Consider the following 15,383-nt stretch of genomic DNA (forward strand, 5'->3'; position numbering starts at 1 on the left):
TTAGTCCTTGGTCACTCGGTTGATTTCGGCGAGGCTGGTGAGTCCGTTTTTGGCTTTGAGCAGGGCGGAGGCGCGAAGATCGCGGATGCCGTCAGCTTTTGCCTGCTCCTCAATCTGCAGGGCAGAACCACCAGAAAGAATGATTTTTGAAATTGAATCGGTCAGCGGCATCACCTGATAGATGCCCATGCGACCCTTGTAACCCTCATTGCAGCCCGAGCATCCAACGGCTTCCTGCAATTGCATACCTGCATCAATATCCTCCTGGCTGAATCCTTCCGCCAGCAGCGCAGCTGCAGGAAGCTCCAACGGGCGCTTGCAGGTATGCAATCGACGCGCAAGGCGCTGTGCAATGATCAGGGTTACCGAAGAAGTGATGTTGTACGGCGCAATTCCCATGTTCATCAGGCGCGCAATGGTCTGCGGCGCATCGTTGGTATGCAGGGTCGACAAAACCATGTGACCGGTTTGCGCGGCCTTGATCGCGATCTCGGCAGTTTCCAGGTCTCGAATTTCGCCGACCATCACCACGTCAGGATCCTGACGCAGAAATGATCGAAGTGCCGCGGCGAAAGTCATGCCGCGCTTCGCGTTTTGTTGTACCTGATTGATGCCCGGCACACGGATTTCGACCGGATCTTCAACCGTCGAGATATTGCGCCCTTCGGTGTTGAGAATATTGAGCGCGGTATAGAGAGATACCGTTTTGCCCGAACCGGTTGGTCCGGTTACCAGCACCATGCCGTAAGGCTTTTCGATGGCCTCGAGAAACAGATCGCGTTGATCATCCTCGTAACCGAGTTTGTCGATACCCATCTTCGCGGCCGAGCCGTCGAGAATACGCATGACGATTTTTTCGCCAAACAGGGTCGGGCAGGTGCTGACGCGGAAGTCGATCGATTTGGTTTTCGACAGGTTGAGCTTGATGCGTCCATCCTGAGGCACGCGCCGCTCGGCAATGTCGAGACCCGCCATGACCTTGATGCGCGAGGAAATGCGCGGGGTCAGGCGGATTGGCGGTGAGGCGACATGCTTGAGCATGCCATCCATGCGCAGGCGCACACGGTAATTGGTTTCGTACGGTTCGAAATGGATATCCGAGGCGCCGCGCTTGATCGCATCGACCAGCACCTTGTTGACGAAACGCACCACGGGGGCATCGTCGGCACTGTTGGCATCGACACCGGTGCCGCCGTCATCGTCGCTGACATCGCCGAGATCGAGATTTTCCAGACCTTCGGCGTCCTCCATGTCATCGATGGTCGTGCTGGTAATGTTATGCGCATTCTCGATTGCACGGTCGAGTTGCTGCTCATCGACCAGGATCGGCTCGATGATGTGATTGGACTGGAACTTGATGTCATCCAGCGCACGCAGGTTGGTCGGATCGGAAACACCAACGAACAAGCGGTTACCGCGTTTGAATAGCGGTAGCGCCTTGTGTTTGTTGATCAACTCTTCCTTGACCAGCTTGATCGGGATCTGGCTCAGGTCCAGCGCGGTGACATCAAAAAGCGGTACACCAAACTCGAAAGCGGACGCCAGGGCAATCTGCTGACTCGGCACCAAGCCATTCTCCGAGAGCCAGGCGCCGATCGGAATTTTCTGCTTGCCGGCATCCTCAATGGCCTTGCGCGCTTCACTTTCACCAATCAATCCCTCCGCAACCAGCCGTCGGCTGATACCGGAAAGACCGGTCAAAGAAGTTGGATTCATCTGTGTTGCCATAAGAATGTCGTGCAAGTCCCCGAATACACTGCTGAATCTACCGCAAATGCGGTGCCGAAAGAACACCCGTCGAGCAGTATAGTGTCCCAATACACATAAATTTTGGCCAATGGGTCGGAAGTTGGGGAAATTGCCGCCTCAGTAGCCTTCGGCACCCCTTCTGACGCCGGGATGCCTGATCCATTCCAGTCACTGGTTCCGAGCCTTTCGAAGGGCCACCCCAAACCGTTTCAAGAAAAAGCCGCTCGTCCGGCGCCAGCCGAAGGGCCACTCCCGCGAAAGCAATTCAAACGCCAGACTCTCTGTAGGAGGCAGCTTCAGCCGCGATGCTCCAAAACCAACCGTTCGCCCCCTGATCGAGCCCGGCGCAGGCTTCGAGCTTGTTGAAGGATGAACTCAAATTGCCGAAAGCCTGAGATAGCTTCCAATTATGGTTCGGCAAACTCCTCGCAAGAAGCGGCTTGACCAGCCATTCGGCTATTGAAAGCAGCCACGGTGACACCAGTAAGAACTATGTATATACTCAACGTATATCCATTTTGAAGGTCACTTACATGACTACCGCCAAAGTATTTCAATCCGGCAACAGCCAGGCTGTGCGCTTGCCCAAGGCGTTTCGCTTCAGTACGGACGAGGTGGCTATATTTCGTCGCGGCGACGAAATAGTTCTGCGCGAAAAGCGACCAAGCCTGAGCGACGTGCTCGACCCGCTGCCGCCATGGCCGGATGACATCACGCCAAAAGCCATTCCGGATCTGCCGGTACAGGAGCGCGAGGAATTGTAATGGCTGCTCCGCGCTATTTGCTGGATACCAACATACTCATCTACATATTGTCTGGGCGCTATCCAGCGCTCCGCGCGCATGTAGATCGTCTTGCGCCGGGACACGCAGCCACTTCCGTGGTGGTATGCGGCGAATTGCACTACGGCATCGCCAAAAGCATGCGGCGTGAGGACGCCCTGCAGCGGCTGAACGCGCTGCTCGAACTGGTTCCTGAGTTGCCACTGCCCCCAGATGCTGCCGAACACTACGGCGACATTCGTGCCGAGCTTTCCGCTCGCGGAACGCTGATCGGAGCGAACGATCTCTGGATTGCTGCGCACGCGCGCGCGGCTCGACTGACGCTAGTCACCAACAATGTCCGTGAATTCGAGCGCGTCAAAGATCTGAAGCTGGAGAACTGGGCGGAATGAGAGCGCTGTTGTAGATCGCCGCAGCGCTCTTCAATATGGCCGTTCGCCCAGAGCCAATCGAAGGGCAACTCCCACGACAGAAATCCACACGCGCCAAGCTTTTCGTAGGAGGCGGCTTCAGCCGCGATGCGTTTGGTCTTATTGGCGATTGGGTAGGAGCATCGGGCATAAATGCCTCTCCTACGAAGAGCCGGGGGTGCGATCGTGTCGAAATTGATTGTTGCCGCGAAATCGCCGCTTTTCGTAGGAGGCGGCTTCAGCCGCGATGCTTCCGGATGAGTCAGATTTACCTCAACCGTTCGCTCGCCGAAGGGCAGCCTCAGGTCGCCGCATAGAAAAACCGTTCGTCCTGAGCCAGTCGAAGGATGAACTCCAAACCCTTCTTGTGTCGCAAAAATTCCAACCCAAGCCACCAACGCCATTGCGCGCTATGATTCCCCTTCACTCTGGGGAGCCCGCATTTTGAGCCTGAGCATCGTCCTGCCCGCCAAAAATGAAGCCGCCGCGCTGGCCGATCTGCTGCCGCGCCTCAAGGCTGCGCAACCCGACGCCCAGATCATCGTGGTAAACGACGGTTCCACCGACGAAACCGCAAAACTCTGCGTCACCCATGAAATAACAGCGCTCAACAATCCCTACTCGATGGGAAACGGCGCCGCGATCAAACGCGGCGCGCGCGCAGCGACCGGCGAGATCATCGTTTTCATGGATGCAGACGGTCAGCACGATCCAGCCCTGATTGCGACGCTGCTCGAAAAACTCGACCAAGGCTACGACATGGTCGTTGGCGCACGCGACGGCTCCGGCCAAGCCAACTTCCATCGTGGCCTCGCCAACTCCTTGTACAACTGGTTGGCCAGTCGCATGACCGGCCACGCCGTACTCGACCTCACCTCCGGCTTCCGCGCTGTTCGCGCAGAGAAATTCAGAGAATTTCTGCACCTGCTACCAAACGGCTTCAGCTACCCGACCACCAGCACCATGGCATTCTTCCGCAGCGCCTATCCAGTCGCCTATGTGCCGATCCCCGTGGCCAAGCGTGTAGGTACAAACAGCCATATACGACTACTGAAGGATGGCATCCGCTTTCTGTTGATCATCTTCAAGATCGCTACGCTGTATTCGCCGTTGAAGCTATTCGTGCCGACCAGTGTCGTGTTCTTTTTGCTTGGTACTGGAAACTATGCCTACACGCTCTATACCTTCCATCGCCTGACCAACATGAGCACCTTGATGTGGAGCGCTGCAGTCATCGTGTTTCTGATTGGACTTATCTCCGAGCAGATCACGGCGTTGACCTACCGACGCGAAAAGTGAATGAGCAATCGGCACTTTCGTACGCTGGCGGATGGCGGGCTTGCGCAGGTAGCGACAGCAAGTAGGTGCCCTACTTTCAGCCCTTTCCGTTGCTCGATTTCTACCGAAAAAAAAGCGGGATCGAGCCGATGAAGGTACTTTTCATCAGTACCTCATACCCACGAGATGTTTCCGACTGGCGCGGGATATTCATGCATCATCTGGTCGCCGCGCTGGTGCGTGCCCCATCGATCAGGCTGAATGTTTGGGCCCCACCTGGCGAGCTACCCGATCGAGCGAAAAGCGTCCTGTCCCGCGACGATGCCGAGTGGTTGGCAGCACTCATGGCGGCTGGTGGCATATCACACTTGATGCGTAGTGGTGGGTGGCGCACATGGCTTGAACCGCTGCGTCTCTTGCGCAAGATTGGCGGCGCCTATCGGGCCAATCCGGATCAAGATATCTATCACATCAACTGGCTGCAGTGTGCGCTACCGCTTCCACGCAATCGAAAACCAGCCTTGATCACGGTATTGGGCAATGATCTCAAGCTTCTGAAATTGCCGTTCATGCGCGTGATGCTGCGCAGGGTCATGAAGAAGCGCAGGGTAGCCATTTGCCCCAACGCAGACTGGATGCGGCCTGCGCTTGAAGCCGCGTTTGGAGACATTGCCGAGATTTGTCCGGTTCCTTTCGGCATCAATCCGGATTGGTATGCGATCAGGCGTGAACCCGTCGTCGCGAAACCACATCGCTGGCTCGTTGTCACGCGGCTAACCGCGAACAAACTGGGGCCACTGTTCGATTGGTCGGAAAAGTTCTTCGCTGATGGCGATCGCGAATTGCACCTTTTCGGCCCCATGCAGGAAGGCGTCCAGGTTCCAGACTGGGTTCACTATCATGGCCCCGCCACGCCCGAACAATTGCTGTCGGAATGGTTTCCTGGCGCTTGTGGCCTGATTACCCTGAGCCGCCATGCGGAAGGTCGCCCGCAGGTGATGCTGGAGGCTATGGCGTCGAGCCTTCCCATCATTGCTTCGAGGATGCCAGCGCATGCCGAGATCGTCTTCGACGGGGAAACCGGGTTGTTGTGCGACGACACTGACAGCTACGTCAAGGCCCTGCTGGTATTGGAGGATAAGTTGATCAATCAACGCATGGGTGAAGCTGCGCGGCGTTGGGCTACTCGCGAAATCGGTACATGGGATGACTGCGCGAATCGCTATGTGCAGATCTATCAGCGACTGCTTGGATCCTCGTGAATGCATGGAGGCTGAGGCGAAAATGGGTTTGGTTGAACATCATCAGGCATTGAGACGGCCACAACATCCGGTCTGCTCGATCTGCATTGCCAACTACAACGGTTCCGGATTGCTGGAAGACTGCCTGGATTCAGTGCTGTCACAGCAGGGCGATGTCAGCATCGAAATCATTGTTCATGATGATGCCTCGACGGATGAATCCGTTGCCTTGTTGTGCGCGAAGTATCCTCAGGTGGAGGTGCTTGCCGGTCTGGAAAATGCAGGTTTCTGCATCGGCAACAACCGCATGGTGGCGCATGCGCGTGGTGAGTTCGTCCTGCTGTTGAACAATGATGCGGCACTGCATTCTGATGCGCTGCTTACGCTTCTCGAAGCAGCTCGCGCGCAGTCCCCAGCGGGCATCCTGACCATGCCTCAGTACGACTGGGAGACCAACGAGCTGGTTGACCGTGGTTGTCTGCTGGATCTGTTCTACAACCCAGTGCCGAATCTTGACCGTAGCCGGTCTGAGGTGGCAATGGGAATTGGTGCATGTCTGTTCTTGCCGCGATCATTGTGGAACCACCTCGGCGGATTCCCGGAGTGGATGGGCTCGATTGCAGAAGACATGTTTTTGAGTTGCCGCGCCCGATTACAGGATATGCCTGTCCAGGTTACTCAAAGTAGTGGCTATCGTCACCGGCAAGGTGCCAGCTTCGGCGGTAGTCGCGTCGATGCGAATCGTTTGCAGACCACCTTTCGTCGCAGGCGGCTGAGCGAGCGCAACAAGACAGCCGTGATGGTGATCTGCACGCCCACCTTGCTGGTTTGGCCGTTAGTCGTGCTGCATGCTTTCGTACTGGCCATTGAGGGTGTTGCGTTGACCCTGTTCAGAATGGATAGCCGAATTTGGCGGGAGATCTACGCGCCGACGCTATGGTATGTTTTCAGTGATCTGGGCCGGTTGCGCAAACTTCGTCAAGAAGTTCAACTTTCCCGGCGCACAACCCTGCGAAAGTATGCACGTTGCATGACGCTGCTCCCACGCAAGCTTGCCATGTTGCTGCGATATGGTGTGCCCACATTGAAGTAAGTCTGTGTTCCAACGATCAGCGAACACCGGCCCGGCCATCTAAATGGTCCCAGCCAGATATCAATCTGGACGGCGGAACAGAAACAAGGGTTCTTTCGGATTGACGCCGAGCTTGATGGCATCCACTCCAGGCAATACCTCATCGTGTTGCCGCACACACGAAACCAGTCCTGTCGATGTAAAACGCACAAAAATATCTCGACCGAACAATCGAACGTGGTCGGCCTGCCCATAAGCCTGCGATCGCGCTGCGTCTGTATCAATACCAGGGTCCTGCCAAGTGTGGTGCAATTTTGCGCTGTACGGTGTCTGCAGGATGGCATGCCCGCCCGGCTTTAGTACGCGACGGATTTCACTCAGCGCCTTCAAGTCATCGTCCACATGCTCAAGCACATGGTTTGCGATGACAAGATCAAACGTGCCTTCATCAAATGGCATGTCGAGCATGTCGACGCGTTGCACATCTGGCGAACCGGGGTAGAGATCGCACGGCACGTAACGTGCTGGAGTAGCCGCCGATATGTGCTGTCCGAGTCGCTTCTCCGGTGCAAAATGCAGCACTGACTTGCCTGCCAGGTTTGCGAGCAGGCCCGTTTCTTCCAGATACATAAAAAGATGACGTTCGCGATCATGGGCGCCGCAACGTGGGCACTCGAACTGATCGGGATTGCTGCCGATCATGTCAATGGCATGCATCAATCCCGGGCCACCTTTTGAGCCACCCATATACGGCATGAAACGCCATACGTGGCGGCCGCACATTACGCATTGCTTGCGACCACCCGGTAGCCAACCGGCAAGTGCATATTTGGCGAGCTTCATGAAATTCATTGTCTTCCTGCGTGGCGAACTAGCGACGATATAGAACGCGTAATCTACGGCCCTGCGCGTCCTTCTGCATGCGCCCGATCAGCTCCTTGTATGCCATGCGGATGATGGAACCGAGCACCAATGCGCCCGTTCGGATTGCGCCAAAAGGTGATGCGGCCAAGGCACGCGGTATCCATTCCTTGAGCAGGGTCGCGTTGCGCGTGAGAAGTGCGCGATAGAAGGCGCGGCGCATGAAATCTGCGATGCCGTGGGCCAGGTCATCGTCGGAGATCAGTTCCCGAGGTACGCTCATGATGGCCTCCCAATACATTTTGCGTACGTGCTCGTTGGCATGCGCAACCATCGATCCGGCAGAACTCACCCGATACGCGGTAAGTGGTTCTCCAATTTGCGCAAGGAAACCGTTGCGGGCATGAAAAAGGTGCGCCCAATAGTCAATTTGTCGCTTTTCTGCGCCGAGCCAAGCAAGCTTGCCTTGTGGTCTAAACAACACGGAGCTGTTGTTGAGGAAATTGCCTCTGCGCAGCATCTCGGCCAGGTCGAATTGCTGATCTCCGATATCGTTGAATCGTCCGATTGCATTCCCGGCGTCATCGATCGTCAACGCGTTGGTATACACCGCAGAACAGTCCGGATTCTCCACCAAATAGTCAAGCTGACGTTCGAGCTTGCCCGGCAACCAATAGTCATCTGCGTCCACACGGGCAATGAAGTCGCCGCTCGCGCGGCCGATCAAGCCCTTCATGTTTTCGAATGCGCCAAGCCTTGGGTTGTGACGGAAATGGCTAATCACATCGGGGTGCGCGGCCGCCAACTCTGCCACAATCTCGCTCGTTCCATCGCTGGAGCAATCGTCTCCAACGAGAATTTCCAGATCAGCATCAACTGATTGCTCAAGTACACTCTCAACGCATTGACGAACATAGCGACGCTGATTTAACGTGACTATGCATACTGAAATCAATGATCGTTCTTTCATCAACGCACGTCCGGCTCGTCCGGCTGGTCCGCAGCGCCGTATTCCTTGCCAGTCGCCATCGTGCCACACAATTGCAGCAGCTCTCTTAGCGCCTGACTACGGCTGATCACGGCTCCGCCGAGATACGCTATGGCAGCAACGACAATCGCCAGTAACATCGCAGTCTTCCCTGTAGCCATCAAGTGTAGTACAGCCCATCCGGATGCAGCCGCGCATACGGTCAACATCAGGGTTGCCAGTTGATCACGTAACTGAGCGACTGCGCCGTAGCCGAGGAGCTTCTTCGAATACCAGGTGTTGATTACGGCTGCGAACAAGCTTGATATAAGCACCGCCCACGCGATGCCGATCGCACCCCAAGGACTGCCCGCGATGATCAGGCCTATGGAAATAATGCGTTTGATGACCTCGAGGCGGAACACAAGGTCGGACCGCCCCCGTGCGCCGATGGCCGCCAGATTCAAGACGTGTAGCGGCCAAAAAATGGCGCTCAGCGAGAGAATGGTCAAGAGAGGCGCTGCAGGTGCCCAGCGGGCGCCATACAAAGCGATGATTAACGGTTTGGCGATCACCGCAATACCAACGATGCAAGGCACAAACAAGAACAATGCAATGCGCAGTGAGAATCGCAATGCAGCAATCAACTTCTGAGGTTGGTCGGCGACACTTGAAAACACGGGTAGGCCGACCCGGTTGAGGATGCCGCTCATGAATGACGAGGGCGCCTGCTGCACATTTTGCGCCAATGTGTAATATCCAAGGGTATCGGGCGCAAATAGCTTGCCGATCAGTAACGATTGCAATCTAAGTGAAGCCACGCCCAGCAAATTTGCAAGGAACATGTAGCTGCCAAAGCTGAACAAGCTCCGGAATGATGCAATGTTGAATCGCCCGCCAGGTCGCCACCCGGAGTGGATCCAGAGCAGCACCCCCCGCAACGCGGCGGCTGTGACAATCTGCCAGGCGAGACTCCACACGCCATATCCGCCCCAAGCCAGGCTGATGGCAACAGTGGCGGAGCCTAGTACGCCAATGGCTTCCGCCTTGGCTCGCACCTTGAAGCGCAGTTGCTGAGTCAGTATGGCGTCGGGAACTGCGGAAAGTGCACTTAGCGGCAGAACCCATGCCACCAATCGCATAAGTGACCCAAGCTCGGCTTGCTGATAGAAGTTGGCTATGACAGGTGCGGCAATCCACAGAACGAGGAACAGGACAAGACTAATGACGCAGGTGAACCAGAACACCGTGGTTTCATCGTCGGCCGTTGTGTGTTGGCGCTGAATGAGTGACGTGCTGAACCCGGAGTCCACCAGTAGTGCTCCGATGCTGGTGAATACCAGAAGCATCGCGATCAAGCCGAAGTCGCTCGGCGATAAAAGGCGGGCGAGAACCAGGACAACAAAAAACTGCACACCGTAGCGTGCCGTGATCTCCAGCGCGCTCCAGAGTGTTGCATGGGCGGCACGCTGCGTCGGCGTTGGTGCATGATGGTCGCTCATGCGGTTACGCTCCGGGGATAGACGCCTAGCCCATTGCTTGAATTGGACATCCCGATAAACAGGGTATGCACGCATGCGTTCAGGTCGTTGAGAACATCGGCAGCAAGCACGAAGTCACCGAAGGCAAGGGTTTTGCGAAAGTCTTGAATATTGAAGGTGGCGATACAATTCCAGCGCTGCGTCCGCCAGGTAGAGAGAAAATTCAAGAAGGGTGCCGCGAGCCTGTGTACCGCCAATGCCCGTACCCCCGCGCCACGCAGCGCCAGCACGATCGACAGTGCTGCGACGAAAAGACTCGCTATCCGTGATCCTTTGCCCAGCACGCGAATCATCAGCACGCCGGCAAATGCGGTGAAAAAGCCGAGCATGGCCCGGAGGTAAAATTCCACTGGTAGCAGTATGCGCGCCAAAAAGATGCCGGGACGAAACCGATTGCTCTGCTTCAGGATGGTTTCGATGGGGGGGCAGGCAATAGTCACTAATGGCTGACTACAGGATTGGTACATCGCCGTTGCCCATTCCTTCGAGAGGCCTCGCCGAAACGAATCTCGTAAGGCATGTGCCGCGCAGTTCGTCAGCTATAAGGTCGGCGATGCATTCGTCCAATCCATTTGTGGATCCGAATTCTCCGTGGTTGCGGAATACTCCATAAGGCTCGTTGTCGGTCCGGGAAGTCGAGTCCTGTATGAAGTCATCAACTTGCTCGTTTGATGCGAGTCCGCAAAAGTCAAATAATAATCCGAGTGTGTCACGCGGGTTCTTGACTAGATCCTCGTAGCGAACCAAAAGACAACGATCCGGCCACTGCTTCTCAAGCTCAACGAGCGACCGTGCCAATGCCTTCCATCGCTCGAATCCATACCAATTTTCTTCACGCCCGGCATTCTTCCTTTCTGCGTGCCGCCACTCGCGCTCGAGTGACCACATGGGATCGAATTCGCGAGGAGCATTTGCCCATGAGGCCAGGACGTCGCGCGGATCTCGCACGATCCCGATTGCCTTCATGTTCGGCATCGACTCTAAAAGGTGTGGCAGTAGATGGTGAAATCTGACTTCCTTGTAGACCAAGTGCGTAATGTTGGATTTTTTGAACGAGGGCGTGCTTCGAGCAAGCTTTTTCTCGCCGGTCTGAAGCAGGAACTCGTCTCGTGATTCGAGAAGGTCGGTAAAGAATGCTTGCAAGCCTGCCGAGTCGGTATGGCTGTTGACACGTTCACGAAAGGAATGAGCGAAGAAGGGCTGATAGCGATAGGCGACGTGCTCATTGCTATTGAATAATTGACCAAGCCAGCTTGTTCCTGATCGCGGGGCACCATGAATTCCAACAATGATGGGCTGAAATTCAGTCATGTGGTCAGCTCTACATTGGAGCTAAATAGTTCATAGTTGGAAAGTTGCTCACGGGTTCCAGCAATCCCCTTCCACAAGAGCGTGTCAATGATCGAAAGATAGTGCGCTGCGTTGCCCAGCAAGGTTGGCGCCGCTGTCGTGCGCAAGAATGACAGCTGTACCCCGGCCTCCTGAAATTTATCTTCATTGTAAAGGTCGATACCGCCAACGGAGTTGACGTATTGGGTTGCACCAATGGCTCGGCAGAGACTTATGACTTTTGCCTGCCCTTTCAGATTGGCCGGCAGGTCAATTGTCGACGCTGTCAGGAATTTGCAACCAATGCCGAGCGCCTTTGAAATAGTGTTCAACGATTGCGCATTAAATGCAGCCACATTGGTGACGTTGGTTTCAAGAAGCCCGGTAATGAATGGAAGCAGCTCAATGCCATATGGGGCTTTCAAATAGCTTTCCTCCAGGCGCTTTTTAACACGACGTATAGCGAGGCCGCTGGAAAGCTGATACTCGCGTTGATTAATTGGAGCGCGAAAGTTTGAGCTACGGACTGGTAATGTAAGCCATCCAACATTTTGATTGTTGCGTATGCGGTTGCGATTTATCCAGCCACCTTTCATGTACTGTGCATCATCGTATAGTACGAAGACGTCGACCGCGTGCATAAGCTGGAAGTAGCCTATGTATGGGACAAAGTACGGTTGCATTATTGCCGCGATCACGTTCCGGCGCCTGCGACGATCCGAATGACTGCGGAGATGATCGAGACTTGATCTGAATCGAGTGCTGCGCCAGTAGGGAGAACAATAATTCGTGCAGCAAGGGCGCTTGTCTCACCCAGCACTAGATCCGCATGGGGAAACAGGTCCCGATATGGTTTCATCCTGTGGCATCCCGGCCAGAAGTACTTGCGCGCGAGGATGTTCTCGGCCTGCAAGGAGGAGATGATCTGGTCGCGAGTTGAAACACAGCCTTCACCGATTTCGAGGACGACGTAGTGATGACTGTTGCGTTCGGTCGGATCGTATTTCAGTACACTGATGCCGGGAGTATCGGCAAATGCTTCAGCATAAGCGGCGTGATTGCGCATGTTGATTGCAATGACGTCGTCCAGCGCATCCAGGTTGGTCAGCCCCATCGCCGCACACAGCTCGATCATCTTGCCGTTTGTGCCTGGGTGAATAACGTTGTCATAGCCATGGAAACCAAAGTTTCGCATCAGGCGAACGGCTTCGGCCAACTCGTCGTTGTTGGTTACGACAGCACCACCTTCAAAGGTGTTGAAAGATTTGGTGGCATGAAAGCTGAGCACTTCGCACGCGCCGAACCTGCCGATGGTCTGCCCTTTGTAGGTGCTGCCGAAGGCGTGCGCAGCATCGAACATCAGTTTAAGTCCGTGCTCGTCGGCAATCGCCTGCAACTCGTCGATGGGTGCCGCACGACCCCATAGGTGCACACCAATAATGCCGGTGGTACGTGGCGTGATCATGCGCCGTACGGCTTCAGGATCGAGATTATGAGTCGTGGGATCAATGTCGGCGAATACCGGTGTGATGCCTTGCCAATAGAGCGCATGCGCGGTAGCAACGAAGGTCCACGACGGTACGATCACTTCGCCTCCGAGACCGAGAGCTCGGATGGCGATTTCGAGTGCGATAGTGCCATTGCACATAGCGACGCAATGTTTGACGCCAAGATGGGTGGCAATACGCTGCTCGAACTCCTGCACCATTGGCCCGTTGTTGGTCAGCCACTGGCTGTCGAGGATCTGGTTGACGCGCTGCAGGAATGCATCGCGATCGCCTATGTTCGGGCGGCCTACGTGTAAAGGTTGCTCAAACGCGGGCGGCGCACCATTGATGGCGAGATCGGCTTTGTTACGAATGATCTTGTGCGCCACTGCTTCGCCTCTCGCATTGAAAGCTATTGCCGCGCCTTCCGAAATTCTTGTACCGCGTGGTCAACATAGCGGTCGCCCTTGCCAACGTGCTTTTCCAGCTCTCGCAAGATTTCTTTCTGGGCAGCGGTATTTTCCAGTGTACCTTCCAACTGGTAAAGGAAGACGCCAAAATGGGGATGGTGACCGCTTTCCTTCCATGCGCGCTGCGCCTCGGCCTCCGCCTCGACAAAACGGCTTTGTGAGGCCAGCAGCAGTGAAAGTGAAAAACGTGCCAACCAATCGTTTCTTCCTCCGCTTGTTTGCCCCAGCCAGTTTATGCCGATATCGGCTAGGCGGTTGGCGTCCACTACAGGACATTTGCCGGATTCAATCGAGTTGGCAACGGCTGGCCAGACTTGGACCGTGTAGTTGCTGACTTCTCCGTGTGCAGCTTGCTCGATACGAGCAAAGACATCGGCAGGTACGGGTTGATTGGTGAGGCAATAGGCCAGGATCCGCCGAAGTTGGGGCATCATCGCGTCTTTTGGAGATACGTAGGGTTCCATCAAGTCGATTTGACGTAAGGCTTCCGGCAAGTTTTTGGCTTCGATCGCCTGATTTGATAGTTCAGCTCTGACTCGAACCGAGTCGGGATGGGAGGCCTCCTGTTGTGCCCAGAATAGTGTCGGTTTGCCCCAAATGCTGGCTTGAACCCAAGTGGTGAAGGCATAGGCGGGGAGTAAGGCAATCAGGATCAAGAAACCCAAACGGTGAGATATGGACGTGCCTTGAGGTAGTCGTTGACTCAACCATGCAACCAGCCCGGTCAGCGCCAGTAACAGCCCCAGACTAGGCAGGTAGTTGCGGTGCTCGAAATACAGTTCAAGTGGCAGGATGCTGGATTCGAGCAGATGGCCGCACAAGAAAAAGAGGACCCCCACTGAAAATAGCGGTGCGCGTCGCCGTAAATAGAGTGCCAGTCCGATGATTGCACCCCAACCCAGTAGCGCAACTATTGTCGTGGGCGGTGACAACAGGCCCGTCGATAGCAAGTAATTGTCGTGAAACACGCCTAGTTGATCGCCAACGGGCAACAACCAGGCACCGATGTAATCCCAAAGGATGCGCGCTTCGGTAAGCAATCGTTCGATCAGGGTAAAGTCGCGACCCGCATAATTGAGCAGGCCATCGTGCAACCATATAAGCGCGACCATACCCAACCCCACGGGTATCGCGACAAACAGCGCCAGCCACGTCTTCAACAGTTTCGGGCCTGAATTCGAATTTGATCCAGTGCTGCGTGCAGGTGCGAACAAGGTCCATTCAAGCACGGCAATCAGCAGAGGGATCAAAGCAGCATTTTCCTTGCTGGCCAGGCCGAGAAGCAAGAACAGTGGGAACGCACCGAAAAGCAGCCAGCCGGCACCGGGTTGTCCACGTTCGATGCGTTCTCGGCCAGCAACGTAGGCGAGCAGGGCGGCAATTGAGAACAGCGCTGCGAGCATTGCCATACGCTGAACCACGTAAAGCACGGTGGAAATTTGTAGTGGATTCAGCAACCAGATTGCGCCGAGCAGCAGCCCGATCCAGTGTGCATGCCGCACGGTGAGTGGATCACGTGCAAGCAGGCGCTGTAGTAGAAGAATGACGAAAATGCCGGTCAGCAGATGCAATGCAAGATTGGTGGCCTTGAGCGCATAGACGCTGGCACCGGTCACTACGGCGTTGGCGACGAAGCTGGCTAGGGACAAGGGCCGACCCAATTCGCCAGATTGGTTGCCGAATATCACGTTGACGGCGCTACGCTGACCGGAGATGTATTCCAGCAGCGGGGCAAGATTGTGGTCGTCATCAAGCAGCGTAGGGCCGGTTAGGCCGGGGAGATAGATCCAGGCAGTCAGTGCCAACACCGCCAATATGGCCAGTACGCCTCGCCAGCCAAATGCGGAGTTTTCAGTCGAAAGTTTCATGTTCTGGAGTCTAGCGGATGGTCTGCGATGAGTGCAGTTTCGGTCCACTTCCACTAAAGCTCTGTCGGCTAGAGGAGAAGAACCAAAAAAAAGCCCCGCCAATAGGCGGGGCTTTCATGTCAAAGCCAGATGCTATCCAGCGGTTGGATCAGCCTTGGCAGGTGCCTGGGCGATACTTCGACGGAACCGTTCCTGCGCATGTCCACGCATCGACAACGCCACTCGCCACTTTGGTGGCGCTCGCCGTCAAGGTGATGGTCTTGCCATCAACGTCACCGGCAACGTTTTGCATTACGACTGTAACAGTTGGATTGGTGTACGTAATGGA

The 15,383-nt window shown here is 55.5% G+C and carries 15 protein-coding genes; 5 read left to right on the forward strand and 10 right to left on the reverse strand.

Annotated features, from left to right (window positions below):
* Positions 1-1,728, reverse strand: a complete 1,728-nt coding sequence (pilB, locus tag VFN25_RS15290; RefSeq protein ID WP_325143433.1) for a type IV-A pilus assembly ATPase PilB — start codon at positions 1,726-1,728, stop codon at positions 1-3.
* 554 nt (positions 1,729-2,282) lie between these two features.
* On the opposite strand from pilB, the gene VFN25_RS15295 reads away from it, so the two are divergent.
* The 5 genes from VFN25_RS15295 (at position 2,283) to VFN25_RS15315 (ending at position 6,553) form a co-directional block, all read left to right on the forward strand.
* Complete coding sequence (locus VFN25_RS15295; RefSeq protein WP_325143435.1) at positions 2,283-2,513, forward strand: type II toxin-antitoxin system VapB family antitoxin; 231 nt, start codon at positions 2,283-2,285, stop codon at positions 2,511-2,513.
* On the forward strand, positions 2,513-2,923 hold the full coding sequence (locus VFN25_RS15300; RefSeq protein ID WP_325143437.1) for a type II toxin-antitoxin system VapC family toxin: 411 nt from the start codon (positions 2,513-2,515) through the stop codon (positions 2,921-2,923). The genes VFN25_RS15295 and VFN25_RS15300 overlap by 1 nt, the downstream gene beginning before the upstream one ends.
* Before the next feature lie 459 nt (positions 2,924-3,382).
* Entirely contained in the window at positions 3,383-4,240 is an 858-nt protein-coding gene (locus VFN25_RS15305) for a glycosyltransferase family 2 protein (protein ID WP_325143458.1), read from the forward strand.
* A 128-nt stretch (positions 4,241-4,368) separates the two neighbouring features.
* On the forward strand, positions 4,369-5,481 hold the full coding sequence (locus VFN25_RS15310) for a glycosyltransferase family 4 protein (protein WP_325143438.1): 1,113 nt from the start codon (positions 4,369-4,371) through the stop codon (positions 5,479-5,481).
* Positions 5,482-5,485: 4 nt separating this feature from the next.
* Positions 5,486-6,553, forward strand: coding sequence for a glycosyltransferase family 2 protein (locus VFN25_RS15315; RefSeq protein ID WP_325143439.1), 1,068 nt, complete (start codon positions 5,486-5,488; stop codon positions 6,551-6,553).
* 60 nt (positions 6,554-6,613) lie between these two features.
* Here the strand turns inward: VFN25_RS15315 and VFN25_RS15320 are convergent, their stop codons facing one another.
* The 9 genes from VFN25_RS15320 to VFN25_RS15360 all read right to left on the reverse strand — a co-directional run.
* The gene (locus VFN25_RS15320; protein ID WP_325143440.1) at positions 6,614-7,234 is read right to left on the reverse strand and encodes a class I SAM-dependent methyltransferase; all 621 of its coding nucleotides are present in this window, start codon (positions 7,232-7,234) and stop codon (positions 6,614-6,616) included.
* A 169-nt stretch (positions 7,235-7,403) separates the two neighbouring features.
* Positions 7,404-8,363, reverse strand: a complete 960-nt coding sequence (locus tag VFN25_RS15325; RefSeq protein WP_325143441.1) for a glycosyltransferase — start codon at positions 8,361-8,363, stop codon at positions 7,404-7,406.
* The gene (locus tag VFN25_RS15330) at positions 8,363-9,862 is read right to left on the reverse strand and encodes a lipopolysaccharide biosynthesis protein (RefSeq protein WP_325143443.1); all 1,500 of its coding nucleotides are present in this window, start codon (positions 9,860-9,862) and stop codon (positions 8,363-8,365) included. Before VFN25_RS15330 ends, VFN25_RS15325 begins: the two co-directional genes overlap by 1 nt.
* Entirely contained in the window at positions 9,859-10,341 is a 483-nt protein-coding gene (locus VFN25_RS15335; protein WP_325143445.1) for an oligosaccharide flippase family protein, read from the reverse strand. Before VFN25_RS15335 ends, VFN25_RS15330 begins: the two co-directional genes overlap by 4 nt.
* Positions 10,342-10,351: 10 nt before the next feature.
* Positions 10,352-11,212 (reverse strand): sulfotransferase, encoded by an 861-nt coding sequence (locus tag VFN25_RS15340; RefSeq protein ID WP_325143447.1) that lies wholly within the window; start codon positions 11,210-11,212, stop codon positions 10,352-10,354.
* A complete protein-coding gene (locus VFN25_RS15345) occupies positions 11,209-11,913 on the reverse strand; it encodes a WbqC family protein (RefSeq protein WP_325143461.1) in 705 nt (234 codons plus the stop codon). Before VFN25_RS15345 ends, VFN25_RS15340 begins: the two co-directional genes overlap by 4 nt.
* 11 nt (positions 11,914-11,924) lie before the next feature.
* A complete protein-coding gene (locus tag VFN25_RS15350; protein ID WP_325143450.1) occupies positions 11,925-13,106 on the reverse strand; it encodes a DegT/DnrJ/EryC1/StrS family aminotransferase in 1,182 nt (393 codons plus the stop codon).
* A 23-nt stretch (positions 13,107-13,129) separates the two neighbouring features.
* Positions 13,130-15,055, reverse strand: a complete 1,926-nt coding sequence (locus tag VFN25_RS15355) for a hypothetical protein (RefSeq protein WP_325143452.1) — start codon at positions 15,053-15,055, stop codon at positions 13,130-13,132.
* A gap of 148 nt (positions 15,056-15,203) precedes the next feature.
* Positions 15,204-15,383 (reverse strand): pilin (locus VFN25_RS15360; RefSeq protein ID WP_325143454.1); only part of this gene is annotated, 180 nt, incomplete at its 5' end.

The organism is Dokdonella sp., assembly GCF_035703485.1.
Taxonomy (GTDB): Bacteria; Pseudomonadota; Gammaproteobacteria; order Xanthomonadales; family Rhodanobacteraceae; genus Dokdonella.

What these genes read in the sequence shown, in the direction of transcription:
- VFN25_RS15345 (WP_325143461.1), bottom strand. Translation starts at nt 11,913, where the DNA reads ATGCAACCGTACTTTGTCCCATACATAGGCTACTTCCAGCTTATGCAC.
- VFN25_RS15315 (WP_325143439.1), top strand. Translation starts at nt 5,486, where the DNA reads ATGGAGGCTGAGGCGAAAATGGGTTTGGTTGAACATCATCAGGCATTG.
- VFN25_RS15310 (WP_325143438.1), top strand. Translation starts at nt 4,369, where the DNA reads ATGAAGGTACTTTTCATCAGTACCTCATACCCACGAGATGTTTCCGAC.
- VFN25_RS15325 (WP_325143441.1), bottom strand. Translation starts at nt 8,363, where the DNA reads ATGAAAGAACGATCATTGATTTCAGTATGCATAGTCACGTTAAATCAG.
- VFN25_RS15320 (WP_325143440.1), bottom strand. Translation starts at nt 7,234, where the DNA reads ATGATCGGCAGCAATCCCGATCAGTTCGAGTGCCCACGTTGCGGCGCC.
- VFN25_RS15355 (WP_325143452.1), bottom strand. Translation starts at nt 15,055, where the DNA reads ATGAAACTTTCGACTGAAAACTCCGCATTTGGCTGGCGAGGCGTACTG.
- VFN25_RS15300 (WP_325143437.1), top strand. Translation starts at nt 2,513, where the DNA reads ATGGCTGCTCCGCGCTATTTGCTGGATACCAACATACTCATCTACATA.
- VFN25_RS15295 (WP_325143435.1), top strand. Translation starts at nt 2,283, where the DNA reads ATGACTACCGCCAAAGTATTTCAATCCGGCAACAGCCAGGCTGTGCGC.
- VFN25_RS15340 (WP_325143447.1), bottom strand. Translation starts at nt 11,212, where the DNA reads ATGACTGAATTTCAGCCCATCATTGTTGGAATTCATGGTGCCCCGCGA.
- pilB (WP_325143433.1), bottom strand. Translation starts at nt 1,728, where the DNA reads ATGGCAACACAGATGAATCCAACTTCTTTGACCGGTCTTTCCGGTATC.
- VFN25_RS15330 (WP_325143443.1), bottom strand. Translation starts at nt 9,862, where the DNA reads ATGAGCGACCATCATGCACCAACGCCGACGCAGCGTGCCGCCCATGCA.